Here is a 25,118-nt window from a genome sequence, read left to right on the forward strand (position 1 = left end):
GTCTCTGCAGTGAGGCGATTAGAGCAATTTGCTCTACCGTTTGCCCGTGAAGAACGCATTTCTCTAGCAAAAATGATGTTCGCCACGAGGCAGAACCTGCAAACCACTTCGAAAGATGCTCTAGAAATTTTCTTTTTTCATTTCTTTTGATCGTGAAATCTTTGATCCGTTATGATTTTCTCGCCGTTGACGAAGGTATATCAAAGTGATATCACTCTGTTATCACTCTTTCGCAAGCGTTTTCTGGGTAGGAATCACTGCAATGATCAAAGAAAAAATGTTCAAGCCGAATCCGGGCTGGGGGATGTTGGTGGCAGTCTTTGCCTTGTTTTTTGGAGGATTGGGGCTGATCATCTGGAATGCGAATCAGTACAGCGTCATCGTTCCATTGATATTTGTTGGGATCGGAATGATGCTGCTCGCGTTCATATCCCTGTTTGGGTTTCTTGCAGTTGCCCCCAACGATTCGCGGGTCTTGCTGTTGTTCGGCGATTACAAGGGGACTGTGCGAACTTCCGGATTTTATTGGGTGAATCCGTTCTACTCCAAGAAAAAACTCTCTTTGAGAGTGCGTAACTTTGAGACCGGTTCCAGCCAGGGGCATGACAAGAAGAATGACGCCGGAATGGTGATTGAAAAAGGAAGGCGTTCAGGTGGAAAGCCCTCGAAAGTCAATGATCGTGATGGCAACCCGATTGATATTTCTGCGGTCGTTGTCTGGAGAGTGACTGATACCGCTGAGGCCTTATTTGAAGTTGATGACTTCGAAAATTATGTCGAAGTTCAGAGTGAAGCTGCCTTGCGAGTTCTGGCGAGTCGGCACCCGTACGATAGTGAAGACCATGAAGTTTCACTTCGCGGAAGCACTTCTGAAGTGTGCGATCAGTTGCAAACTGATATCCAGGAGCGTTTGGATCAGGCAGGTGTGGAAGTGATTGAGGCTCGCATCAGTCATTTAGCGTACTCACCCGAAATCGCCGCTGCGATGTTGCAACGTCAACAGGCTCAGGCCGTCGTGGCAGCTCGCACCCAGATTGTTGCAGGTGCTGTCGGGATGGTCGAAATGGCACTCGAGCATCTGGAAAAAGACAAGATTATTGATCTGGATGATGAACGAAAAGCGTCGATGGTTTCCAATCTGCTTGTCGTTTTGTGTAGTGATCGTCATACACAACCGGTGATCAATACAGGTTCGCTCTACAATTGATCTTGTTCGATTCCGCCAGGTTGGGCAGCGAGGAATGGCGGGCTCAGCTCTTTTGTGAACGCAACGGACTCAGTGGTTTCTTCATGGCTCGTGAATCGTTTCTTCTTCGGACTGATCCAAAAATCCTGGACGCATTGCGTCAATGGGCGGATGATGAACTCCGCAGTTCGAATGCTCAACTCGACTTTGTTCTGCGAGATGCATTAAGCAAAGCAGGGCGGTTGCCGAAAGAGAAAAAGCCTCCGAAGAAGAAGTCTCAGAATTGAATCGATCGTATACAGAGTTCGTTTTGTGAACTGCTCGTTAGAAGAGAACGATCGGAAGTTTCTTAAGCAATACTTGAAAGAGACAAGTTGAAAATCGAAATCGAGTCTCGTTGATATCAATGAAAAGTCATCGTGTTGATTTGCCTCATTCGCACCATTCGCATTCTTATACTTTCAAAAAGTGGAGCCTGTTTCGGTTCTCAGATATGGCGCTCTCTTCGGAACGCACATCAATTGTTGTTGAGCCAGAATGAATTCCGGAATCTAAATCATGTGTTCAAAAAAATCCTCTTCAAGTCGCGTGACAAATGGCCCTGAGTATGGTTAGCATGCTCGCTAAGGACGGAGTCGCCTTGAGCCATGGAGGGATCTTTTTATGTCTCAGGAAATTTATCATCCCGGTTTACGAGGGGTGATCGCTGGTGAGACAGAAATCTGTCGTCTTGAAGATGGAATTCAATACCGTGGATACTGCCTCCACGACTTAGCTGAAGGTGCGACTTTTCTTGAAGTTGCTTACTTACTTCTGTTTGATGAGCTTCCCTCAGAAGAACAATACGCAGATTTTCTGAGCATCTTGACTGAAGAGCAAAAGCTCCCCAGCATCATCGAAGAAGTCTTCGAGAGAATACCCGTTCACGTTCCTCCGTTGGAAGTACTACGCACGGGCGTTGGCTTGCTGAGTCATCTCGATCCGCAGTCGAGCGAAAACTTGATGCTTGCGGGACATGATCAAACGATACGCTTGCTGGCCCGATTGCCGCTGGTGATTGGAGCATGGCATCGACTCAGGCTCGGTTTGCCGGTCCTCGCTGCCAAGCAGGAACTCAGTTACATCGGCAATATGTATTACCTGCTCACAGGGAGCGTTCCCAACGCGCTGTTTGAGCGTGCTTTGGAAGTTGCGTTCATCACGTGTGCTGAGCATGAATTTAACCCGTCGACCTATGTCGCAAGAATCGTCGGGTCGACGCGCAGCAATCAATATGGTCCGATCCTGGCTGCGATGGATGCGTTTATCGGGACGTCGCATGGTGGTGGTGATGATCATCCACTCGATGTTCTGGATGAAGTCGGTTGCCCGGAGAACGCACAAGCCTGGGTGGAAGGTCTCAGTCCAGAAACTCCAATCCCCGGATTTGGTCATCCCGTCTACAAAGACTGCGACCCTCGCGCAATGATTCTGGAAACGGAATGTGAGCGTTTGGCGAGTGCGTGTCAGCGTATGGATATGGAAACGCTTGCAGATTCAATCGAACAAGCTGTCTGGAACGTACGCAAAACTCCACCGAATATCGATTGGCCTTTGTGTCGGCTGCTCTCCTATCTTGGCGTGGAGCGGGATCTGTTTCGGTCATTATTCGCCGCTGCTCGCATCGCAGGCTGGAGTGCCCATGCTGTCGAACAGTGCGAAACCAACGAAGTGATTCGTCCGCGCGCGCGCTATCGCGGTGCCGAAGATTGTCACTTCGAACCGCTACGACATCGGTCCGAGTAAAACTCTTCGAGTAGCCTGTGAAGATCACTTTCCCGGCTGCATGGATTGAGCGTTGCGAGGCAGTCATTCAAGGCTTAAGTGAGACGGCGCTTGATTTTAAAGGGTGTCATCTTGCTTTGTGCGCCGAGCCTTTGCCCCTGCGTTTTGATTGATTTCATTCAATTTCACTGTTCGCTTCAGTTCAGCTTCTATCTCAGCTTCACAGTCGGTAATTCACCGAACAATCGGGGGCGGGTTGCACACTTGAAGTGTGCAGCTAAACTGGAACGAGATTGATCGATTCATCCTTTGGAGTGCCAATATGCTTCCGTGTTTCAAGCTCGATGCGCTAGTCGCCTGCTTTGTCCTGATCGCTACGACATCGGTTTCGATTGGTGGCGAAACGGTCGACCTCTTCAACGGGAAAAATTTCGATGGATGGGTGCAGCATGGCGGCAAGGCGGAGTATACAATCGAAGGCGATGTGATCGTAGGGACGTCCGTTCAGGATACCCCCAACAGCTTTCTCTGTACAAAAAAACATTACGGGGACTTCATTCTGGAAGTCGAATTCAAAGTCGATCCCGGACTCAATTCGGGGATTCAAATTCGCAGCAACGTCTACGACGAAGATCGTGAAGTTGTCACAAAAGCTTCAGACGGGAAGACTCGAAAAAGAAAAGTCGCAGCTGGTCGTGTCCATGGATATCAGGTGGAGATTGACCCATCTCCACGAGCCTGGTCAGGCGGAATTTACGACGAAGGACGGCGTGGTTGGCTGAACAATCTCGAAGGTGAAAAGAACAAACCTGCGCGGGAAGCATTCAAGCAAAACGAGTGGAACCATTACAAAGTCGCAGCCATCGGAGACTCCATCAAAACGTGGATCAATGGCGTTCCAGCTGCGGATCTGAAAGATGATATGACCCCCTCTGGTTTCATTGCGCTGCAAGTTCATGGGATTGGTAAAGATCAAAAAAAAGTCGGAAAGCAAATTCGTTGGCGGAATATCAAGCTGCAAGAAGTGAAGCTCGCAAAAGCTGACAAGCAAAAAGCTGACAAGCAAAAAGAGGACAAGCAGTACGTTGAATACAAAGGCAAAGCGGGACCGGGGAAGGGGAAGAAGGTTGTCCTCATCGCGGGTGATGAAGAATATCGATCGGAAGAAGTCCTCCCGCAACTTGGGAAAATTCTTTCACAACGACACGGGTTTGACTGCCGGGTTGTCTTTCCCATTGATCCTGAGTCTGGACAGATTAATCCAAATTACGGAAAGAATATCCCCGGGCTGGAAGCTCTCGAAGATGCGGACTTGATGATCATTTTAACTCGCTTCCGTGCATTGCCGGATGACCAGATGCAATACATCGATAACTATCTGAAGAGCGGGAAGCCGGTCATCGGGATGCGAACTTCGACACATGCGTTCAACTTCCCCAAAGAGAGCAAGTGGGCACATTACGGAAACTATTACAATGGCGAGATGAAAGAGTGGCAAGATGGTTTCGGTCGTCTTGTTCTTGGCGAACACTGGATTAGTCACCATGGAAAACACAAAGTTCAAAGCACTCGAGGAGTGATCGTTGACGAACAAAAAGATCACCCCATTCTGCAAGGTGTTGGGAAGATCTGGGGACCAACCGACGTCTATGGTGTGCGACTTCCACTCCCGGGGGACTCTCAACCGCTCGTTCTTGGACAAGTCGTCAATCGCAAAGGAGATGCCGAGAAAGGTGACCCACTCTACGGAATGCGAGAAACAGATACCGAGCCCGACAAAAGTAAAAACTCACCCATGATGCCAGTGGTATGGACGAAAACATACGAGCTTCCCGACGGCAAAAAAGGACAAGTTGTCAACACCACGATGGGCTCATCAACTGACTTCCTCAACGAAGGTGTTCGTCGCATTCTTGTGAATGCCGCGTACTCTCTCACAGGTTTGGAAAACAAAATTCCAGAGACAGGAACAAACGTTGATATCGTCGGCGAGTTTGAACCGACAGCTTATGAATTTCGCCGTGGCGACTATTGGCCCAAACGTAACATGCGTGTTGAGGAACATGAACTCAACTGAGTTCGCTCACTGATCACACAGGAAAAACTCTCTGCTCAAGTTGAGGAGAGAGTTTTTTTGTGCTCTGAGCTTTCGCGGATCTTGAATTGTTATTCGCGATCTACCTCCCAGCGAGCAACTTACGGTGCTGCGGAATCGATCTTCATAGCTACGAATACACTTACACTGCAAATGCTTGAGTTCAAGCTTCCGGGGGGACTCCCAGAGACTTTCCGCCGTCGATGGTTACGGAAGTTCCGGTCACCATTTCCGCAGCGTCGCTGACGAGATACAGAATCGACTGCGCGATTTCGTCTGGGCTAATCATACGATCGAGTGCGCGAGCTAAGGGGCTGGCGTAGATAAACTTTCGGACTGCCGCTTCTCGGTCGGCAAATTCGCGGAGGCCTTCTTCCATGATCTCGGTCTCACCGACAGGTCCGGGGCAAACGCAATTCACGCGAATGCGATCTTTGGAATGGCACAATGCCAGACTGCGCGTGATTCCAACAACTGATTGTTTGCTGATGGAATAGACCGGATCGTGTGCCCTGGGCAGGATTCCGGCATTGCTGGCCGTGTTGACGATACTTCCGCCGCCAACTTTCCGCATGTGGGGAATAGCGAATTTCGTCCCGAAGAAGACTGCTTTCACGTTCGTGTCGATGCAGCGATCCCAGTCTTCCTCTGAGACGTCATCGATCTGTTTCACCATGATAATCCCCGCATTATTGACGAGGATATCCAGCCGACCGGTCGCCTTTGCAGCTCCGTTGATGAGAGACTTTAACTGGTCGAGATTTGTCACATCACAAACCTGTTGATGGATTCCCAGCGATTGAAATTCCGCTGTGGTCTCGTCACGAAGCTGGACATCGCCGGTGAAGACGTTGGCTCCGGCTTTGGCAAGACGAATCGCTGTCGCCTTTCCTATTCCGCTACTTGCTCCGGTAACAACAGCTGTTCGATTTGAGAGGTCAATGTTCATGTTGAGATTCCAAGGATGAGTCAATTCTCCAGGTAAGGAAATTTTGAGGAGAATTGAAGTCTCTGGCGAGAGGATGTGCAGGGGGGCGTGATGACTTATCGGGCGGTCCAACCACCATCGACGGTGACCATGCTGCCGGTCATATAACTGGATGCATTGCTGGCGAGGAACAGGGCTGCGCCCTGAATTTCCTCCATCCTGCCCCAGCGATTCAAGGCGACTGCCCCTACGATGAATTTCTTGGCCTCTTCAGAATCGGCGATCGGTTCGTTCATCGGTGTGAGGAACGGACCGGGACAGATGGCGTTACATGTCACTCCGAAATCAGCAAGTTCGAGCCCCAATCCACGAGTCATTTGCACGACAGCCCCTTTACTCGATGTGTAAGGTGTTCTGTTCGCCAGACCGACCAACCCCAATGTGCTTGCCAGGTTGATGATCCGTCCGTATTGGGCTTGCTTCATGTGCGGGATGACAGCTTTATTGCAAATCCAGGTTCCAGTCACATTTGTTTCTTGAACCTCTCTGAACTGTTCAAGTGTCACGTCTTCAATTGATCCACGAATGTTGATTCCAGCACTGTTGATGAGGACATCGATGCGATTTTGATCGCGAATTGTTTGATCGACGACAGCTTGGATCTCTTGCGATTTCGTGACATTGGCTCCGAATCCGATTGCTTCGGTTCCATACTCGTTGCGAATCTGCTCGGCTGCTGCTTGTGCTTCAGTTTCATTTCGACTGACCAGAACAACACTTGCTCCCGCACTGGCAAGTCCTTCTGCCATCGCCTTGCCTAAACCTTTCGATCCGCCAGTGATGATGGCGACACGGCCAGTCATATCAAAGAGCTTGATTCCGGGTAACATTTTCTCTCCAGTTACACAAAGTTGACAAGGGGGTTCTCGACAAACCTGATACGATCAACGATTCTTCACTCGTTGAGCGTCCTCCATTTCGTAGTTGATGAGCTGGAGTCAATCTACTCAAACGAACATACGAAGATTGTACAGTCTGGTGCGATGCTCAGCGTACCCTTTTGCGACTTTGAGAACCAATTTCTTGTGACGAACTTCAAACCAGAAAAGCCTGAATTGTTGAGGGTTCCCGCCTGGGTTCAGTTGGTTGCGTACGTCGTTACGTTCGGGGCATTGTTGTGGTTCGAGTTACCGGTCTGGCTGGATGAACAGACACGAGTCGAACGCCTCAACGGCTGGATGTCGGGGAATGATCCTGACTGGTTTCCGTTCATTTTATTCTTATTTCTCTTTCCTTTCTGCTGGATTGGGTTTCGTCGCCGAACGGATGCATCAGGGCTGAAAGAAAAGAAACGCTGGTTGGTAGAGTCGCCGGTCTCGGAGAATCACTCTCCGATTCGAGCATGGTCAATGGCGCTGGTTGTCTTCATCGTCGCTTTCGGGATGAGTTGGAACGTCGGCAAAAGATTCGATGATCTGCCACCTGCTTATCATGATGAATACAGCTATCTGATTCAGGCAGAAACGTTCGCAAACTGGCGTTGGTCTTTTCCAAGCTTTCAGCTGATGCCGGAACTTTTTGACCAGATGCATGTGTTGAACGAAGGCAAGTTTGCGAGTCGATACTTTCCCGGAACCGGACTGTGGATTGCCCCGTTTTTTGCACTGGGGCTTCCGTGGTTAGGGCACCAACTGGCTCAGGGTTTCGCAGCGATGATGCTCTTCTGGAGTGGCCGAGAACTCTCCAATAGTGGAACCGGTCTTCTCGCCGGGCTGTTGTTTGCCTTCTCGCCTGGTCTACTTCTTTTCAGTAATCTTCTGTTAGCTCATCATCCTACACTCGTCGGTCTCACTCTCTTTTTGTGGGCTTTCTTGCGGATGATGCGGACCGATTCCGTTTTGGCAACGTTACTTGCCGGGCTTGGGCTTGCTTTCGCAATGGTTTGTCGACCGATGACAGCCGCCGGGTTCGCATTGCCGTTTGGAGTCTGTTTCGTCTGGTGGGGGATCACAGGTTTCTGGCCTCTCATGCGGAGGCGAAACTCTGCAGCTGAAATGAAATCACCCGTCCGAAGGTGTGGGCGTCTCGTCGTGATGGGAGTCCCGCTGGTTCTCGGTTTTGTGTTGATCTTCATTCAGAATCTGGCAATTACAGGAAACGCATTCAAGACCCCGTATCAGGTTTATACTGAGACCTACACTCCGCGACATGTTTACGGATTCAACAACGTCGAGCGAGGTGAACAGAATCTCGGACCGAAGGTGATCGACAACTATGATCGCTGGGCAAAAAATCTCACGCCTGAACTCGCTCTCACAAATGTTCAGACCCGAATTCTCAATAGTTGGCGCTGGACATTGGGAGTCGTCCCTTTGTTAGCTGCTGGTCTGATCTTTCTGTTGATTCTCCGTGCCGGAGATCGTCGCTGGGGGCTCGTTGGCCTTTCGGTTCTCAGTCTGCATGTGGCACATATTCCGTACTGGTTCGACGGCATTATGGGATGGCATTACGTTTTTGAAACCGCTTCGCTCTGGCTTTTGATCTTCGCTGAAGTGACCCGCCGCCTCTTTGTCCAATGGAATGCCTCTGGTCGGTGGATGATGAAACCATGCTGGGGGCTGTTCATTGCCGTTGCACTTTCTACGAACCTCTGGACAATCGAACCTGTTTGGCCAGCACGATTGGACCGCGGAGTCGCTGAACTCCAATTTCCCCGTCAGTTGTACAAGAGCTTTCATGATCAAATTGAAACATTGCGGAAGGGACAAGACGCTATTGTCTTCGTTGTTCCAGATGAGGCGGATCGAAGTATGGACTTCGTAACCAATTCCGCGCATCTGGATGGCCCCGTCCTTGTTGCAAGACTCAAAGACCGCAATCAACTCAGCGAAGTCGCCGCGTTGTTCCCCGAACGTTTCGTGCTGCTCTTCGATGCAAAGACGCGACAGTTCGAAATTCCTGTCCTCAATTCTGATGCAAAGGGATAGACTTTCTGCGACTGAAATTCATATCGAAAATTGCATTGCTGGATCTGTTTATTTCATGTTTAGGAAACTGCGATTGAGGCAGAAATGAAAATACTGAGTTGATGACAATATTCTCTATCATTTTGAGAAAGCGTACCAAATATTTAATGCAGCAGGTGTCCACAAATGAAGGTAGGAATCTTCTCCGATTCGCACGATCATCTCGATAACATTCGTCGGGTGGTCAAGATGTTCAACGATCTGAAAGTCGACGTGGTCCTCTTCGCGGGGGACCTTGTTTCGACATTTGCAGTCCCTCCACTGCGTCAACTCAATTGCAAAATGTATGGTTGCTTTGGAGATAATGAAGGAAACAAAACTGGCCTGAAAGGTGGGTTTCGAGTCTTGGGCGAAATTCAGGATGCTCCTGCACAATACACTTTGCAGGATGGAACACGTGTCGTCATTGTGCACATGGAGCGTCAACTCAACGGTTTCGATGGAGAGTTCGATATCGCAATCTATGGTCACACACATCGTCCCAACATTAAACGAGACGATCAGAATCGCTTGTTTATTAACCCCGGAGAGACCTCGGGCTGGACCTTCAACGCTCCAACAATCGCTGTGCTTGATACAGAAACCGAGGATGTCGAGATTCTTCCAATCGACATGAGCCAACCGCTCTCCAGTTGGGAAGAAGATCGCCGAAAGCGGGCGGCTCAAGCGTCGACTCAAACCGAATAAGATGTGAAGTCACTCATAGTTCAACGAATTCAATTTGTCCTGACAAAGCTCCGACGATGTTCATCGATTTTCTGATTGGTTTATTTGCAGCGAATGCACTGCCACATTATCTTATCGGTCGTTTCGACGGACGCATCCTTGGATTGTTTGGGTACAGCGCCCGTGCGAATATTGCGTACTCGTTCTTATGCACAGCGATTGCATTAGGATTGTTTCAGTACAAATATGGGCTCGAATCCATTGCAGATCACGGGATGCTGCTGGGAGTGTTACTCGTCGTCTTCAGTTTTTATGGTGGCTGGCCAATCATTACGCGATACTTAACAAGTTCTGGGAAAACCTGAGGCTGATCTCTGGAGTGTTCTTAGTCGTTCCATAAACAAGATGTGCATCCGGGGCATTTGCATGAAATTTGTCTGACGAGACGACGATCCGGTCGCAACGACTTTATAAGATCTCGGACATCAGTTTCATCGAGTCTTCGCACTGCTATTTATTGAAGACCCATTCAAAATGAAAACCGTTTCGGAAACATATGACGTTGCCATCATCGGTGGAGGAGCTGCCGGATTGATGGCTGCGGTTCAGCTTGCTCGTTTGCGCGAAGATCTTAGCATAGCTGTTTTGGATGGAGCAAAACGTCTGGGGGCGAAGATCCTGATCAGCGGGGGAGGACGGTGTAATGTGACGAACCAAGCTGTCACCGCTAAAGACTTTAACGGTGGAAGTCGGAATGTCGTCAAACGGGTGTTGAAAGCTTTCTCAGCCAACAAAACCGTCGAGTTCTTTGAGTCGCTCGGCGTCCCGCTGCATGAAGAACAACATGGCAAGCTTTTCCCGGACTCGAACAAAGCACGTTCCGTGCTGGATGCTCTCATCAATGAGGCTGACTCACGCGGTGTGAAAATTCTGACGGAAAATCGTGTTGATCGCATCGGCAAGGACTCAGGATCATTTTGCGTGGAAACGCATCTTCGTCAGCTTCAGGCTCGTTCTGTCGTCCTCTCCACAGGTGGGAAGTCGGTCCCGAAGACAGGGAGCGATGGCTTTGGTTTTGAGTTGGCGAAATCGCTTGGGCATACCATTTTGCCTACATTCCCGGCACTCGCTCCAATGCTTCTCGATGGCCACTTCCATGAAGGGCTCTCCGGGATCGCGCAAGAGGTCGAGATCACGCTGGAGGTTCAGGGTGAGAAGCCAAAACGGTTCACTGGTTCGATGTTATGGACACACTTCGGGATTAGTGGGCCGGTCGTTCTCGACTTTTCCAGGCATTGGCACGCAGCCCATGACACCGGGGCGGCGCAGTCAGTGATCTGTAACTTCCTGCCAGATCTTCAACCGCAGCAAATTCATGAGGAGATTCTGAAGGCGGCGGAGCAGAATTCGAAAGGCTCACTCAGAAAGTTTCTGTCGCAACGGTTGCCGGGTCGATTTGTGGACAGCTTGCTGGCTGAACTTCAGGTCCCTAAAGAGATGACCTTCTCGCAGTTTCGAAAAGAGCAGCGCAAGGATTTGGTCAAGACCCTGACCGAGCGAAAACTTTCAGTCACGGACAGCCGAGGATTTCGATATGCGGAAGCAACTGCGGGGGGCGTCCCGCTGGCTGAAGTGAATCCGTCGACGATGGAGTCCAGATGCTGCGACAACCTGTTTCTGAGCGGCGAGATACTTGACATCGACGGTCGACTTGGTGGCTTCAACTTTCAATGGGCCTGGTCCTCAGCCAGTGTGGCCGCTGTCGGGATCGCAAACCATCCGATTCATATGTCAAGAATTTGAGTCATTTCATTTGTGGAGTTGGCAACCGAGTGTGGGATCGCTAATCTAGTCTCTAGTTGACACCCGTTCACGTGACCAATCTTCCTTATTTCGCCATGATCAAACGGATTGAGCTGAAGAATTTCATGTCCCACGAGCACACCGTCATTGAACCGGCGGCGGGGCTGACGGTGTTGATCGGGGCGAATAATGTCGGGAAAAGTGCGGTCATCGCGGCACTGCAAATCTTGTGTTACAACGACAATTCAACCTATGTGATGCGTCATGGAACCAAAGACTGTTCCATCACTGTTGAAACGGATGACGGGCATTTGGTGGAATGGCGACGCAAGAAGTCGCCGAGCTACACAATCGATGGTCAAAAATTCGACCGCCTTGCAAGAAGCGGAACCCCTGATGAACTCCATCAGGTCTTAAAACTTCCGAAAGTGAAAGGGAGCGGGGCCGACGAATTCGATGTCCACTTCGGTTCGCAAAAGTCACCGATCTTTCTCCTGGATGAGTCGGGTGCGACCGCTGCAAGATTCTTTGCGTCATCCTCTGATGCAATTCGTTTAGTCGCGATGCAGCAGCGGCACAAAGAGAAACTCCGCGATGCCAAGAAAGAGCGGGTAAGACTTGATCTTGAATCAAAACGCCTCAACGCAGAACTCGCTGCCCTCGATCCAGCGGTTGAGATCGAACGACGTGTCGAAAAGCTTGAAGATGACTTTTCGGCACTGAGAGAACTCGAACAAACAGTCGCAGAACTGACGCAACTGGAGTCAACCTTAGAAAAGCAGCTTCACAAATTTGCAGCTTTCAACGCAGAGGTGAAAGCTCTCAGCCTCCTTCAATCACCACCCGTGATTACTCCAACAGAACCACTTGGAAAAGTGGTTCAAAAGGTTGTTGATCTGGAGTTTGACGTCACTCGATCTTCGGAACAGCTCAAGGCGCTAAAGCCGCTTGCTGCTCCACCCGAGCTCAGCGATGTCTTGTCACTTGAGAAGCGAATTCTTGACATTGAAAAACAAAGTCTGGAACTCCAGGCGTCTCAAAAAGTGCAGGGAATTCTCGATGGGCTCGTTTCCCCGCCAGCTTTGCCATCGACTGATGAGCTGCAAAGCCTGATGGATCAGATTGTCGAATCGTCCCAGCGGGTCGCCTACGAATCTGATTGTCTCAGTTCGCTGTCGAAGTTACAGAGTGTGCCAACAATTGGTGAAACGGAGTCACTAAAGGGGCTGGTCGAAGAACTCTCGAAAGATGAGCTTCGTGTGAGTCAGTATCAAGAGCATTCCTTCATTTTGAAGGAACTGAAACCGTTGGAGTTGGAAGATGTCAAATTGCTTGCAAAAACTGTGGGTGAGCTAGAAGCAGCGTCATTGACGAGTGAGCGGTATGAGGCTCAACTGAGTTTGCTGAGTTCTTTCGAATCACCATCAATTGTGGATGAGTCAGGTCATATCGAGGAAGTTAGTTTGCAGCTGGAGGAGGATCTCAAAGAAGTCCATTATTGGGAAGAAGAGGTCTCAAAATTTCAGCGAGAACTTGAAATTGTGACCGCAGGACTTCAGCAAGCGGCGACAGATCAAGATTGTCCGGTCTGCGGTGGCAAGCTCAACGTTGATCGACTTCTTGAGCAGGCGGAGAGGGGATCGTTATGAGCAAAACCAGTTATCACGGATTACTGATGATTGGCGATCCGCACCTTGAAGGTCGGCAACCCGGTTTTCGAAAAGATGACTACCCGAACGTCATTCTCGATAAACTGGATTGGTCGCTGGCCTATGCTCGGGAGCACGATCTCTTACCCATCATTCTGGGAGACCTCTTCGATAAGCCACGCGACAATCCGACTTGGATGATTGGAAAACTCTTTGAAATTTTAAAAGGGGAAATCCTCTCCATTTATGGAAATCATGATGTCCATTATCAACCGGAGCTGACCGAACATGATTCGTTGAGCCTGCTCGTCAAAGCAGGGTGTTTACGAATGGTTAGTGCCGACAATCCCTGGGTTGGAGTCGTCAATGAGCATCCAGTCATTGTGAGTGGATCATCTTATCGTCAGGAGATTCCGAAGAAGTTTGATCCGCTTAGTTTTGTGGCAAGCAAGAAGCAAACCCCGATTGTTTTCTGGCTAACGCACCATGACATTTTAATCCCAGGCTATGACGAAGGCCGGGTGAAGCCCAGTGAAATTCCGGGCATTGACGTCATCATCAATGGACATATTCACAGGCGATTAGAAACTGTTCAAAAAGGAGGGACGCATTGGCTGACTCCTGGGAATATCTCACGCCGCTCGCGCAGCGATGCCACCAGAGAACATATTCCGTCGGTTTTAAGAATCGATGTTACAGATAATGACTGGCAGGCGAACCACATCGAAATTCCGCACTCTGCGTTTGAAGATGTGTTTCATGACGCGGTCATTGAAACAGTTCCGGAAGCCGGGTCGTCGGCTTTTATCGCGGGACTTTCAGAGTTGCAATCCAGGCGGACCAGCACCGGGGCTGGACTAAAAGAGTTTTTGAAACAGAATCTTGATCAATTTGAATCCAACGTTGCAGACGAAATCTGGAAACTGGCAGAGGAAGTGACTCATGAGTAAGAAGCGTGAAAACGAACAGAGTGAAATCAAAGAGCAAGGCATCGAAGAACTTCAGAAACGCTACAACGATCTCAACACAAGGAAGATTCAGGCAGAAACGAATCTGCTAAATTCTCAGAAACAATTGGAGACGCATAAATCTCAAGCCCGTGAAAAATATGGCACTGATGATGTTGCAGAATTGCGAAAGCAACTGGAAGAAATGAAGGCTGAGAACGAGCGCAAGCGACGTGAGTACCAGGAAAGTCTGGATCGGATCGAAAAAGACTTGACGCAAGTTGACGAGAAATTTGCGGATGCAGCCACTTCCAGCACGGAAGCTGAGGGTTCAGAATGAGTTCCGATGATTTGACAAACGTGAAGTCAGAATCTGAGCATCTCCAGGCTCCTGAATCTGTCCGAAGACGTACAAATCGGCTCATCGACCGTCGAGAAGAACGTGTGTTGCAGTCACAACGATTGGATAAAAGCTTTCGTGAGTTGAATGCTTTTCTCGACATCGCTGATGATGTCTCGCTGGCTCTAGAACAATTGAGTGAAGAGTTATTTCAACAATTGCTAGGAATGGTTCAAGAAAAATTGACCATTGCTTTGCAGGAGATTCTGGATCAGCCGGTCAAGTTTCGCGCACGTCCCGATTTCAAACGAGGGGCGGCAACGGTCGAATTCTACATGGAACGTGAGGGGTACGAAGAAGACATTTTACGAGGGCAGGGGGGATCGGTTGCGAATATCTTGAGCGTTGGTTTGCGGATGTTCGCACTCATGACTCTCGATGAGACAGAGCATCGACGTTTTTTAGTTCTCGACGAGCAGGACTGTTGGTTACGTCCAGATCTTGTTCCCGGGTTAGTGAAAATGGTTCAGGAGGCCGGCCAGGCACTTGGATTTCAGGTGTTGATGATCAGCCACCACGAAAGCTCTCTCTTCGAGAAATTTGCAGACCGTATTTATCGACTCAGCCTGAACAGTGAAGGCAGTATTCAGGCTGAGCAGGTGGTTACTGAGGCAGGAACCCCGGATGGTCAAACTTCTCAGTCCGTTGCGGACCCTGTTCCAGTCGCCAGAAAGAAGCCCTCTCCCGGAAAGCTGTTTGATTGAGTCACTGTTGAGGCGGACTTCTGAGGCGGACTTCAAGTCTTTTTCGAAGAACAGTTACTCAGTCAGAATTGGAGAGTGTGAGTCGAAGAGTCAGCTTTAGAGTTAGAGCCGTTTGCTCTACGGTGTGCCCGTGAAGAACGCATTTCTCTAGAAAAATACTGTTCGTCACGAGGCAGATCCTGCAAACCGATTCGAAGGATGCTCTTGAACTTTGATCTCTTGATGGTTGACAATCTTTCTTCTTAATCGCCATGCTCAGTATCTCATCTCTCGCGGATGAAACAGAACGCCTGTTCGATAAATCTTTGTTTCTCAGGGTTACCATGAAGACGATTCTTCTCTCTATCCAACTTAGCCTTACAGTGCTCTGTTCATTCACAGTTGTCATTGCGGAAGAGGCCCCGCGTAATCGTGTTCTGGTGATTGGAATCGATGGGATTCGACGGGACGCTTTGCTGCAAGCAGAAACACCGAACCTTAAAAGTCTGATCAAGGAAGGGGCGTTTTCCGAGAATACTGAAATTCTTGGGGAACGATATTCAAAGAATAACACAATCAGCGGGCCTGGCTGGTCAAGTTTTCTGACAGGTGTCTGGGCGGATAAACATGGAGTTCACGATAATAGTTTCGAAGGCCGGAACTACGATGAGTTCCCACACTTCTTTTCGCGTGTGAAGGAGCAGTTTCCCAAGGCGCGGACTGGTTCTTTTGTCGATTGGGAGCCGATCGACAGATTCATCGTTCGCGACGCCGACGTGCGGAAAGTTTACCCGTCCCAAGGAGCTGACGAGTACGCCCAGAAAGATGTCGAGATCGCGAAGGATGCTGTCGCGTTTCTGGAAGACGATCAACCACATGTTGTGATGGTGTATTTCGGAGCCGTAGACGAGACGGGACATCGACATGGCTTTCATCCGAGCGTTCAGCAATATATGTCTGCCATCGAAACAGTAGATGGTCACGTTGGAGCAGTCTTGAAGGCGATGAAGTCCCGTGCAGATTACGAGAAAGAGAACTGGTTAGTGGTTGTCTCCACTGATCATGGTGGTGTCGGGACAGGGCATGGCGACGGCCATGACAAGCCGGAGATTCGCAACACTTTCCTGATTGTTAGTGGAGCCAATTCGTTGTCCGGTAAGATTGAAGAACAGACTTACCTGGTCGACCTACCGGTAACGGCCCTCGCCCATTTGGGGGTCAAGATTGATCCACAATGGAAGCTGGACGGGAAAGCTGTCGGGCTCAATTCAACACCGAATCAGTAGATGCAAGTTCGAACTGGTCGGTGTCATTTTCTTCCTCAACTGGGGCTTCTCCTCTGATCTCTTCAGTTGTTTTTACGCCAAACAGGGATGCATACATTGTGTAAAAAGTTGGCACCAAAAGCAGGACGAGGAGTGTTGAGAACATCAATCCAAAGCAGAGACTCGTTGCCATTGGAATGAGTAGTTGTGCTTGAAATGATTTTTCAGTCAGGATCGGCAACAGTCCTGCCACCGTCGTAAGCGACGTTAGCAAGACCGGACGAAAGCGTCTTTGTCCCGCTTCGATCGCTGCCTCGTGGATGGACTTTCCAGCGCGGGTTCTTGCATTGGTGAAATCAACGAGGACGATCGAATCGTTGACGACAACACCTGTTAAGGCAACAAGTCCCAACGTACTAAAGAGCGTCAGGGGAAGGTCCATCAGGTAGTGGCCCCAGATTGCCCCGATGATCCCAAACGGGATGATCGACATCACGATGACCGGTTGCCCATAAGAGTTGAATTCCATAGTGAGCAATACGAAAGTTGCAAACATGGCGATTGCTAAGCCGACCGCTAAGCTTCCGACAGATTCGGTGTCCTGCTCTTGCTGGCCCTCCCAGCGAATCTGCAATCCTGGATGTTTTTTCAGCAATTCTGGAATGAAATCTTTTTGTAATTGCTGGACGATATTCTTTGCATTTCCAACGGTGGTGTCGAGATCGGATGAAACGGTGATGGAACGTTTTTGATCGACGCGGTTGATTTCGGAGTAGCCGCGACTCACGTTCACATTTGCGATTTCTGTGATGGGACGCTTCGTTCCATCACCCGGGTCAACTCGAATTTCATCGAGACTGGCGAGTGAATGGCGGTCTTCCTCTGGATACCGGACCATGAGTTTCACCTCATGTCGACCTCGTTGAAGTCGCATCACTTCTTCACCGTAATAAGAGGCTCGAACGGTTCTGGCGATGAAATCGAGAGGGACACCTAATGGAATTCCGGATTCATTTTCGGTCAGCTGAATCTCCCATTTTCCAGGTTGAGAATCGTCGCTGATGTCCTGAGTTCCGGGATACTTGGCAAGTTCCGTCTTAGCGAGTTCCACAGCTGCTTCAAGTTGTTCCATGTTTTCCGCTGAAGCAAGCAGTTTGAATTCGATCGGCTTTCCTCCTGGACCTCGTGACTGTGAACCAAATGTTAACGATTCGACGCCAGCGATATCCCCGGTTCGCTTTCTCCATTCCTGAGCAAATTCATCACTGGTGATCGACCGGTTTTCACTATCAACGAGTTGGACATGGACATGACCGGAGTGGCTTCCTTCGATGGTGGGACCGACCGCGCCGGGGTTCTGACTGTCTGGACCTGTTCCGACCATGCGGTGGGTTACGAGAACCAGAGGTTGGTCTTTCGTTGAATATTTTTCGTTGATTTCCTGTGCAGCCTTTTCCAGCCTTAAAGTTGCGATTATTGCCGCCTCGCTGGGAGTGCCATCGGGAAAGGCCACTTCAGCAATCACTTCCGGGGCGTCAAGCTTGGGAAAGAAATCACTTTTGACGGTTCCATTTTTGACGATCGTCACAGAGAGCATCACTATTGTGATCGCAATGCTGACGGTGATCAGCGGATTGTTGACACAAAGTCGAACCATAGGGGTGTAAAGCTTGTAGATGAAAAAGTTGAGAAACCGATTGGTGATGCGGTTGATTTTCGCCGTCAAGAAGAACGGCTTCTCTGATCCATGGGCCAAGTGGCACGGCAGGATTAAGACACTTTCGAATAACGAAATGACAAGCATGGCGATCACTGCGACCGGCAAGACTGCGAAGAACTTCCCCATAATCCCGGAGACGAAGAACATCGGCATGAACGCAAAAACGGTGGTCGTCACTGAAGTCGTCACCGATGGGACGACTTCGAATGTCCCTTCGATTGCTGCCTGTTTAAAAGGCTTCCCCATTTGACGGTGGGCGTAAATATTTTCTCCGACGACAATTGCATCATCAACGACAATGCCAAGAGCAATCAGAAATGCAAACATCGAAAGCATGTTGAGCGTCTGGTCAAACTGCAGGAGAACGACGCACGCGCCCAAGATGGAAATCGGAATTCCCATGGCAACCCAAAATGCCAAGCGGAGTTCCAGAAACAGTGCCAGGATGACGAACACCAACACCAGACCTTGCATGCCGTTTCGCGTTAAGAGTTCGAGTCGGTCTCTCACGTCAATCGAAACGTCGCCCCATGTGGTCATTTCGTATCCGTAGGGTAATTCTTTCTTTTCAACGTACTCGTTCACCGCTTTCGTGAGCGCGAGCAGGTCTTCACCCTTCGCAGCTTTCACTCTGATTGCCAGACCTGGTTTCCCATTGATGTGGCTGACCGATACTGTGTCCACAAACTCATCATGTACAGTTCCAAGATCATCGACCGTCAGGACCACTCCATTTTTCCGGGTGACCAGCGGAATTTTTGCAATCTCTTTTCCTGAAAGGCGTTTGTCTTTAGCACGCAGCAGGTATGTTTCGCTATCGTCGCGAATATTTCCACCGGGAAGTTCCAGATTCCGATTGCGAATTTCTTCTGCCACCTTGGACAAGCTCAATCCATATTCACGAAGAGTATGTTCGGAAATTTGAACATCTATCTGGTAGTCTCGCTCACCCACAATGTCTGCAACTGAAACTTGCGAGATTTGTAGCAGGTCGTCCCGGATCTGTTCGGTTACGTTTCTCAGTTGAAGTTCCGCATCTGCGCCCTCGGAACCGTTCGTCACCACACCCACAGTGATTGCGGGATTTCGAATTGTGATTTGCTGAACTTCAGGCTCTTCGGAGAGATCCGGGAAACTGGGGATGCGGTCGATCTCCGACTGAATTTCGTTCAGGACTTTCTGCACACTCGGGACATCTGTCTTTACCTCGATGATGACGTTTCCCGCCCCCTCCGTGGCGACCGAGGTCACTTTTTTCAACCCATCGACCGAGCGTACCGCTTCTTCAATCTTCTGACAAATTCCAGTTTCGACTTCTTCCGGGCTGGCACCTGGGTAAGGGACTGATACCAGAATGATTTCCAGATCGAACTGCGGGAACTCTTCGCGTCGCAGCGAATATGCGGCGAAAGTCCCGATCAGCAGGATGGTACACATCACTGTGTTCATCGCCGGGGTATGTTCAATCGCCCATTTGACGATAGACTTCATGGCTGAACCTTTTCCGTTCTGTTTGTCGAGTCAGCCACAACCGGTGGGTCGTCAGGTTCTTCTCGCAAGATCATTCCATTGGTGACCGCAGGCAATGGTGAGATCACCACATTTTGTCCGGCGTTGACACTGGATGATGATCTCACAAGTGCTTGATCGTTGACAATTTTTGCGACAGAGACGTCTTGAATTTGTAGTTTGCCGTGATCGTTGATCCAAAGCTTTCCGCCTGGGCGAACGGCCTCGACGGGCACGCTCAACAGTGGTTCATTCAGCTCAACGGGGATTTGAACAGAGACAAACATTCCGCTGAGTAATGTTGGCGGAACGATTGAAATGGGACCGTCACCAACTCTCATAGAGGTTGTTTCTTCCGGGTTCTCAACAATGACTCGTGCGGGAAATGTACGAGTTTCACGACTGAGTCCCATTCCATCGAAGCGGGAAAGTGTTCCTTGCCAAGTTGTTTCAATTCCGGAGAATTCGTAAACGACCTGGCATGGTACAGGACGGAGTTCAATGGGATCGAGTCGTGGTGTCGAACGGGGAAAGGAGAGAGCGTCTTCGACTTGCTGTTGCCAGACCCAGGCAATCTCACTCGGTTGAAACTGGCATCGAACTTCCATGTGGCTGGCATCACTGATGCGAACCAAAGTTTGTCCGGTGGTCACAAAGTTCCCTTCTTCAAACTCGTCTTCGACAACACGTCCTGAAATCGGGGCTGTGACCACGCAGTGAGCCAGATCGAGTTCGACTCTTTTCAAGGTTGCGGCTTCAACTTTTCTTCGAGCCTGGGTGGTCGCACGTTCTCGTTCTTTAGAACTGAGGTCGTTTTTAAGTTTTTGCAGAGCGTTGCGGGCGGCCAATTCTTGTTGACGTGCGTTATCGTAGTCGGTTTCGCTGGTTGCTTTTCGGTCAAAGAGTCGGCGGACTCGATCTAAGTGGCCTCGCTGAAGGTTGAGGTCTTCGGCTGAAAGTTCGATGAGTGACGACAAGTTGTCGAGTTCGACAGTGAAGGCGCGGAGTTCTTCGTCGATTTGTGCGAGCAATGCTTGCTGGCGTTCTCTTTCGATTCTGTATTCGGCATCATCGATTTTGAAAAGCAGGTCACCTTTCTGTACGAAGTGTCCACTCCGAGTACGTTCGGCTTTCTTTTCAATTCTTCCAGAAACTTCAGCTCCGACAGAGATCATTCGATATGTGGTCGCTTCACCATCGACCTTCACCATGATCGGCTTGTTGTATTCCTGAATAGTGACTGATTGCACCAGTGTCCCAGTCGGTTTTCCAGAGCCATCATCAGTTGGAATTTCCGGTTTTTGTCCGAAAACAAAATAGGAGACTCCACCTGCGGTGAGAATGCCTAAGGAAACGAGGGTGCGTAAAACCATCGGGAAGTATTTTGCAGGATAAAATGAACGTCGAGGAGAGTTCGTCGTCATTGCTCGATCTCGGAATTGCTGGAATCAAGAAGGCCATGAAGTAATATGTTGACATACTGAGAAATGTATTCGTTGAACGTGTGTCCAGTCGGAGGTTTGCCAAGAAATTGCGTGAGCATTGCCGGGCCGTGCATCGCTGTCAGGATGAACATCGCTGTCGCATCGAAGTCGATCTTGCGAATCATTTTCTTGTCATGCAGACGGTGCAGCCACCCAGCGATTGCCCGAATGTCCCGGACTGGAGGTGGCTCTTCGAAACTCGCCATGAGTTCCTTCATCGAGACTCCACTCCACTGGAGAATTTCCATTCTTCTAACGACTTCCGAGAAGAAGCTGGCCAGTTCCTGCAGGATTTCTGTCAATTGCTCATTAACAGGGCGGTCGTCTGGTCCTTCCTGAACCATGTCCAACCATGGAGCAGAGCGGCACGGTTTCATGGCAGCAATGAGCAGCTCTTTTTTGTTGCGAAATCGCTTGAGCAGTGCCTGCGGAGTCACTCCGAGTTTGTGGGCAATCACATCTGTCGAGACAGACGGGCCTCGCTCTAGAAAGCACTTTGAAGCGACTTCCAGAATTTGCTGATCAGAGATTGTTCTCGGACGAACCAGAGGAGACTCGGGGAAATGAGTTAGTTGTTATAGACCAACTAATTGTCGCAGCGGTTCCCAAAGCTGTCAATACAAATTCTTTTCAGGCCGAAACGTCGCGTCAGATACGGACTCCATCACTGCAGATCAGTCGTCATCTTCGTCACTCACGAGACGCAATGTAGGGACTTTATGTACTTGACCTTGCACCATTGCTGTTTCAAGTTCTTGGAGAAAGTGGTCAATTACATCTTGTTTAGTGTTCCAGCGTAACTCCCAATTCTCAAACTGTTTTTCGTCGATCTGGTAGGGACCTGGAGGTTGTTGATCAGTCCGTTGATCTGAAGGTGTGGCTCCATCCGATGTCGTGGCAAGGCTGGACATTGGGGCGATCTTTCTATTTGATAAACTCTCCAAATCTTGCGATTTCTAACGCAACGATGATTTCGAGAGAGTGAGTCTGGAGAGGATACGTAGAATAGTTCGGCGTGTCGCTGCCCAAATATGAGTGAGTTGTCACCTGAGGAAAGAATTTCCGAATAGAAGGTTTGGGTTAAATGCGCAAAGGTTGCAATCGGGAGAATGCGAACCCCAAGGAGCGACAGCGGGGCCAAGTTCTGTCAGGTTTTATTCCGGCAGGTTGTGATCTGCTTATCGTGTCAGATTTGCCGTATCCTCCGCTTGCATGATTCGCCATGCGTCTGGAATGGTTTTCAATAAGTCACTGGCGATCATTCCTCGTTGCGTGAACTCCTCAGCAGCCAGGTCTCCTGCAAGTCCGTGAAGATAAGCTCCGAGCTGTGCTGCTTCGAGCGGCAGCATTTTTTGGCCTAAAAGACTGGCGATGATGCCAGTCAAAATATCTCCAGTTCCCCCCGTTCCCATCCCTGCATTTCCGGTTTCATTCACTCGAGTTCTCTTTCCATCGGTGACGATGGTTCCGGCTCCTTTGAGGACAAGGATGACTTCGTGTCTGGCTGCGAACTCGACGGCGAGACTTTCCCGGTGCTTCTGAATGTGTGAAATTTCTGAACCAATCAAGCGAGCAAACTCTCCGGGATGCGGGGTGAGGATTCGTGGGCCGGTGTGTTGGCTGAGGATTTCTTTTTGATCCGCAAGCGCGTTCAGTGCATCTGCATCAAAAACCATCGGAAGTTTTGCGTTCTGATAGAGATGTGCGACGATTCGATTTAAATTTTCAGATCGTCCAAGTCCGGGACCAATTGCAGCAGCATCCATCTTTGGAATTGACTCATCAAGGACAACTTGTGCCTCGAGTGAGACGCGACCGTTCAAGTCAGGCGGGACGGGAATGCAGAGGTAAGAAGGCTCGTAGCTGGCGACGATCGGTAAGATTGGTTCGGGCAGAGCGAGTGAAACGAGCCCGGCTCCGCTCCTTAATGCACTGACCCCGGAAAGGGAAATCGCCCCACTCATTCCGGTTGATCCACCGATGATCAACACGCGACCGAAGGTTCCTTTGTGTCCGTCGCTGGGACGTGTAGGCAGAGAAGGGAGTGGCTGTGACATGGCTTCGTTCCAAAAGAAAAAGCGAACATGATAGTCTCATGTTCGCTTTGACGGGGCAACTTCAAATAGTGAAAGAGGTCAACGAATTCGATTACTCGTCCGTCACGCAACCTTCGCTGGCGCTCTTCACATTTTTGATGTATTTATAAAGTGTCCCACGAGTGAATTTGTATGCGGGAGGAGTCCAGTTAGCCTTACGTTTTGCGAGTTCGTCATCGGAAACTCCGATATTGATTTCGTTTGCTTCCGCATCGAGTGTGATTTCGTCACCGTTTTGCACGAGTGCAATCGGGCCACCTTCCTGAGCCTCTGGCGTGACGTGTCCCACGATAAAACCGTGTGAACCACCAGAGAAACGACCATCGGTCAGGAGTGCGACTTTGTCACCAAGGCCAGCTCCCATGATGGCTGACGTCGGCGTGAGCATTTCAGGCATTCCAGGTCCCCCTTTAGGACCTTCGTAGCGAATGATGATGACTTCGCCACCTTTGATCTCGTCTTTTTCAAGACCGTGGAGCATGTCTTCTTCGCTGTCATAGCAGAGCGCCGGTCCGGTGAAGGTGAGTCCTTCTTTCCCGGTAATTTTCGCAACTCCTCCGTCGGGGCACATGTTTCCCCGCATGATGCGCAAGTGACCAGATTTCTTGATTGGCTCTTCGACGTCGTGAACGATGTCCTGTTCTTCTTCCAGAGCAGGGACCGATTCGAGATTCTCTGCGAGCGTCTTTCCGGTGACGGTCATGCAGTTTCCGTTGATCAGACCTTTCCCGAGCAGATACTTCAGAACGGCTGGTGTCCCGCCAATGTTGTGTAAGTCTTCCATGACATATTTACCGGAAGGCTTAAGGTCGGCGAGGTAAGGAATCCGGTCTGAGACAGCTTGGAAGTCATCGATGGAGAGTTCCACACCGGCACTGCGAGCAATGGCGATCAAATGCAATACGGCGTTTGTGGATCCGCCGAGAGTCATGATGAGCACCATGGCATTTTCGAGAGACTCGCGCGTGATGATGTCACGCGGCTTGATATCTTTTTCCATCAGAATGCGAATTGCTTTTCCGGCGTCGAGGCACTCTTGCAGTTTCGCAGGATCTTCAGCTGGGATTGAAGAAGAATAAGGGAGTGACATTCCCATTGCTTCAATCGCAGAGGCCATGGTGTTGGCGGTGTACATTCCGCCGCAGGCTCCGGCTCCGGGGCAGGAGCGTTTCACAATCTCCTGACGTTCCTCATCGGTGATGCGACCCGCCAGATATTCTCCATAAGATTGAAACGCCGAGACGATATCGAGCTTCTCGTTTTTCAATCCGCAGCCCGCTTTAATCGTACCACCGTAAACCATAATCGACGGACGGTTTTGTCGTCCCATTGCCATCACGCAGCCGGGCATGTTTTTGTCGCAACCTGGGAGTGCGATCAATGAATCGTACCATTGTGCTCCCATGACAGTTTCGATGGAGTCAGCGATCAGGTCACGCGACTGAAGCGAGTAACTCATCCCGTCGGTTCCCATCGAGATTCCATCACTCACGCCAATCGTGTTGAATCGCATACCGACCATGTCGGCGGCTTCGACGCCTTCTTTCACCTTGGCTGCCAGGTCGAGCAGGTGCATGTTACAGGAGTTGCCTTCATACCAGCAGGAGGCAATTCCGACCTGAGCCTTGTTCATGTCCTCCTCGGTGAGGCCAGTGGCGTACAGCATCGCCTGAGAGGCACCTTGGGAGCGTGGTTGAGTAATTTTCGATGAGTATTTGTTCAGTTCGGACATTGATGATGAGCTAAGGTCGGGGGACTAAGGACACGGGTGATTCAGGTGTATCATGCTCGCGCCTGACACACTGACTAAACTGACTGGCGAATTTGGTAGAGCAGTTTGCTCTACCGTGTCCCCGTGGTGAACATGTTTCTCTAGAACCAGTCCGAAACCCTTTGA

General features: G+C 49.9%; 21 protein-coding genes. 13 read left to right on the forward strand and 8 right to left on the reverse strand.

Features of this window, described 5'->3' with window-relative positions:
* Positions 1 to 262: 262 nt before the first annotated feature.
* The 4 genes from Mal48_RS04135 (at position 263) to Mal48_RS23510 (ending at position 5,027) form a co-directional block, all read left to right on the forward strand.
* Positions 263 to 1,207: an SPFH domain-containing protein gene (locus tag Mal48_RS04135; protein WP_145196411.1), complete on the forward strand. Its 945-nt coding sequence runs from the start codon at positions 263 to 265 to the stop codon at positions 1,205 to 1,207.
* A gap of 83 nt (positions 1,208 to 1,290) precedes the next feature.
* The gene (locus Mal48_RS04140; protein WP_145196413.1) at positions 1,291 to 1,473 is read left to right on the forward strand and encodes an Arc family DNA binding domain-containing protein; all 183 of its coding nucleotides are present in this window, start codon (positions 1,291 to 1,293) and stop codon (positions 1,471 to 1,473) included.
* 376 nt (positions 1,474 to 1,849) lie between these two features.
* On the forward strand, positions 1,850 to 2,971 hold the full coding sequence (locus tag Mal48_RS04145) for a citrate/2-methylcitrate synthase (RefSeq protein ID WP_145196415.1): 1,122 nt from the start codon (positions 1,850 to 1,852) through the stop codon (positions 2,969 to 2,971).
* Between the two features lie 301 nt (positions 2,972 to 3,272).
* A complete protein-coding gene (locus tag Mal48_RS23510) occupies positions 3,273 to 5,027 on the forward strand; it encodes a family 16 glycoside hydrolase (protein ID WP_145196417.1) in 1,755 nt (584 codons plus the stop codon).
* 181 nt (positions 5,028 to 5,208) lie between these two features.
* On the opposite strand, the gene Mal48_RS04155 is transcribed toward Mal48_RS23510, so the two are convergent.
* On the reverse strand, positions 5,209 to 5,994 hold the full coding sequence (locus Mal48_RS04155) for an SDR family NAD(P)-dependent oxidoreductase (protein ID WP_145196419.1): 786 nt from the start codon (positions 5,992 to 5,994) through the stop codon (positions 5,209 to 5,211).
* A gap of 95 nt (positions 5,995 to 6,089) precedes the next feature.
* On the reverse strand, positions 6,090 to 6,863 hold the full coding sequence (locus Mal48_RS04160) for an SDR family NAD(P)-dependent oxidoreductase (protein ID WP_145196421.1): 774 nt from the start codon (positions 6,861 to 6,863) through the stop codon (positions 6,090 to 6,092).
* A gap of 153 nt (positions 6,864 to 7,016) precedes the next feature.
* On the opposite strand from Mal48_RS04160, the gene Mal48_RS04165 reads away from it, so the two are divergent.
* The 9 genes from Mal48_RS04165 (at position 7,017) to Mal48_RS04205 (ending at position 16,433) form a co-directional block, all read left to right on the forward strand.
* Positions 7,017 to 8,960, forward strand: a complete 1,944-nt coding sequence (locus Mal48_RS04165) for a hypothetical protein (protein WP_197442040.1) — start codon at positions 7,017 to 7,019, stop codon at positions 8,958 to 8,960.
* 165 nt (positions 8,961 to 9,125) lie between these two features.
* Positions 9,126 to 9,686, forward strand: a complete 561-nt coding sequence (locus Mal48_RS04170) for a metallophosphoesterase (protein ID WP_145196425.1) — start codon at positions 9,126 to 9,128, stop codon at positions 9,684 to 9,686.
* Between the two features lie 56 nt (positions 9,687 to 9,742).
* Positions 9,743 to 10,030 (forward strand): hypothetical protein, encoded by a 288-nt coding sequence (locus Mal48_RS04175; RefSeq protein ID WP_145196427.1) that lies wholly within the window; start codon positions 9,743 to 9,745, stop codon positions 10,028 to 10,030.
* 169 nt (positions 10,031 to 10,199) lie between these two features.
* The gene (locus Mal48_RS04180) at positions 10,200 to 11,468 is read left to right on the forward strand and encodes a BaiN/RdsA family NAD(P)/FAD-dependent oxidoreductase (protein ID WP_145196429.1); all 1,269 of its coding nucleotides are present in this window, start codon (positions 10,200 to 10,202) and stop codon (positions 11,466 to 11,468) included.
* A gap of 95 nt (positions 11,469 to 11,563) precedes the next feature.
* Positions 11,564 to 13,117, forward strand: a complete 1,554-nt coding sequence (locus tag Mal48_RS04185) for an AAA family ATPase (RefSeq protein ID WP_261341974.1) — start codon at positions 11,564 to 11,566, stop codon at positions 13,115 to 13,117.
* Positions 13,114 to 14,067, forward strand: coding sequence for a metallophosphoesterase (locus tag Mal48_RS04190; protein WP_145196433.1), 954 nt, complete (start codon positions 13,114 to 13,116; stop codon positions 14,065 to 14,067). Before Mal48_RS04185 ends, Mal48_RS04190 begins: the two co-directional genes overlap by 4 nt.
* Entirely contained in the window at positions 14,060 to 14,404 is a 345-nt protein-coding gene (locus tag Mal48_RS04195) for a hypothetical protein (protein WP_145196435.1), read from the forward strand. Before Mal48_RS04190 ends, Mal48_RS04195 begins: the two co-directional genes overlap by 8 nt.
* Positions 14,401 to 15,168, forward strand: coding sequence for a P-loop NTPase family protein (locus Mal48_RS04200; RefSeq protein ID WP_197442042.1), 768 nt, complete (start codon positions 14,401 to 14,403; stop codon positions 15,166 to 15,168). The genes Mal48_RS04195 and Mal48_RS04200 overlap by 4 nt, the downstream gene beginning before the upstream one ends.
* Positions 15,169 to 15,491: 323 nt before the next feature.
* Positions 15,492 to 16,433 carry an alkaline phosphatase family protein gene (locus Mal48_RS04205; protein ID WP_197442043.1) on the forward strand — a complete coding sequence of 314 codons (942 nt, stop codon included), beginning with the start codon at positions 15,492 to 15,494 and terminating at the stop codon, positions 16,431 to 16,433.
* Here Mal48_RS04205 and Mal48_RS04210 read toward each other — a convergent pair.
* From Mal48_RS04210 to ilvD, 6 genes are all read right to left on the reverse strand, one after another.
* Positions 16,411 to 19,623: an efflux RND transporter permease subunit gene (locus Mal48_RS04210; protein WP_145196439.1), complete on the reverse strand. Its 3,213-nt coding sequence runs from the start codon at positions 19,621 to 19,623 to the stop codon at positions 16,411 to 16,413. The genes Mal48_RS04205 and Mal48_RS04210 overlap by 23 nt on opposite strands.
* A complete protein-coding gene (locus Mal48_RS04215) occupies positions 19,620 to 21,065 on the reverse strand; it encodes an efflux RND transporter periplasmic adaptor subunit (protein ID WP_145196441.1) in 1,446 nt (481 codons plus the stop codon). Before Mal48_RS04215 ends, Mal48_RS04210 begins: the two co-directional genes overlap by 4 nt.
* Positions 21,062 to 21,673 carry a TetR/AcrR family transcriptional regulator gene (locus tag Mal48_RS04220; protein WP_145196443.1) on the reverse strand — a complete coding sequence of 204 codons (612 nt, stop codon included), beginning with the start codon at positions 21,671 to 21,673 and terminating at the stop codon, positions 21,062 to 21,064. The genes Mal48_RS04215 and Mal48_RS04220 overlap by 4 nt, the downstream gene beginning before the upstream one ends.
* A 126-nt stretch (positions 21,674 to 21,799) precedes the next feature.
* Positions 21,800 to 22,036: a hypothetical protein gene (locus tag Mal48_RS04225; protein ID WP_145196445.1), complete on the reverse strand. Its 237-nt coding sequence runs from the start codon at positions 22,034 to 22,036 to the stop codon at positions 21,800 to 21,802.
* A gap of 267 nt (positions 22,037 to 22,303) precedes the next feature.
* The gene (locus Mal48_RS04230; protein WP_145196447.1) at positions 22,304 to 23,182 is read right to left on the reverse strand and encodes an NAD(P)H-hydrate dehydratase; all 879 of its coding nucleotides are present in this window, start codon (positions 23,180 to 23,182) and stop codon (positions 22,304 to 22,306) included.
* A 91-nt stretch (positions 23,183 to 23,273) separates the two neighbouring features.
* Positions 23,274 to 24,953 (reverse strand): dihydroxy-acid dehydratase, encoded by a 1,680-nt coding sequence (ilvD, locus tag Mal48_RS04235; RefSeq protein WP_145196449.1) that lies wholly within the window; start codon positions 24,951 to 24,953, stop codon positions 23,274 to 23,276.
* Between the last annotated feature and the right edge of the window lie 165 nt (positions 24,954 to 25,118).

The sequence above is a fragment of the Thalassoglobus polymorphus genome, assembly GCF_007744255.1.
Lineage (GTDB): Bacteria > Planctomycetota > Planctomycetia > Planctomycetales > Planctomycetaceae > Thalassoglobus > Thalassoglobus polymorphus.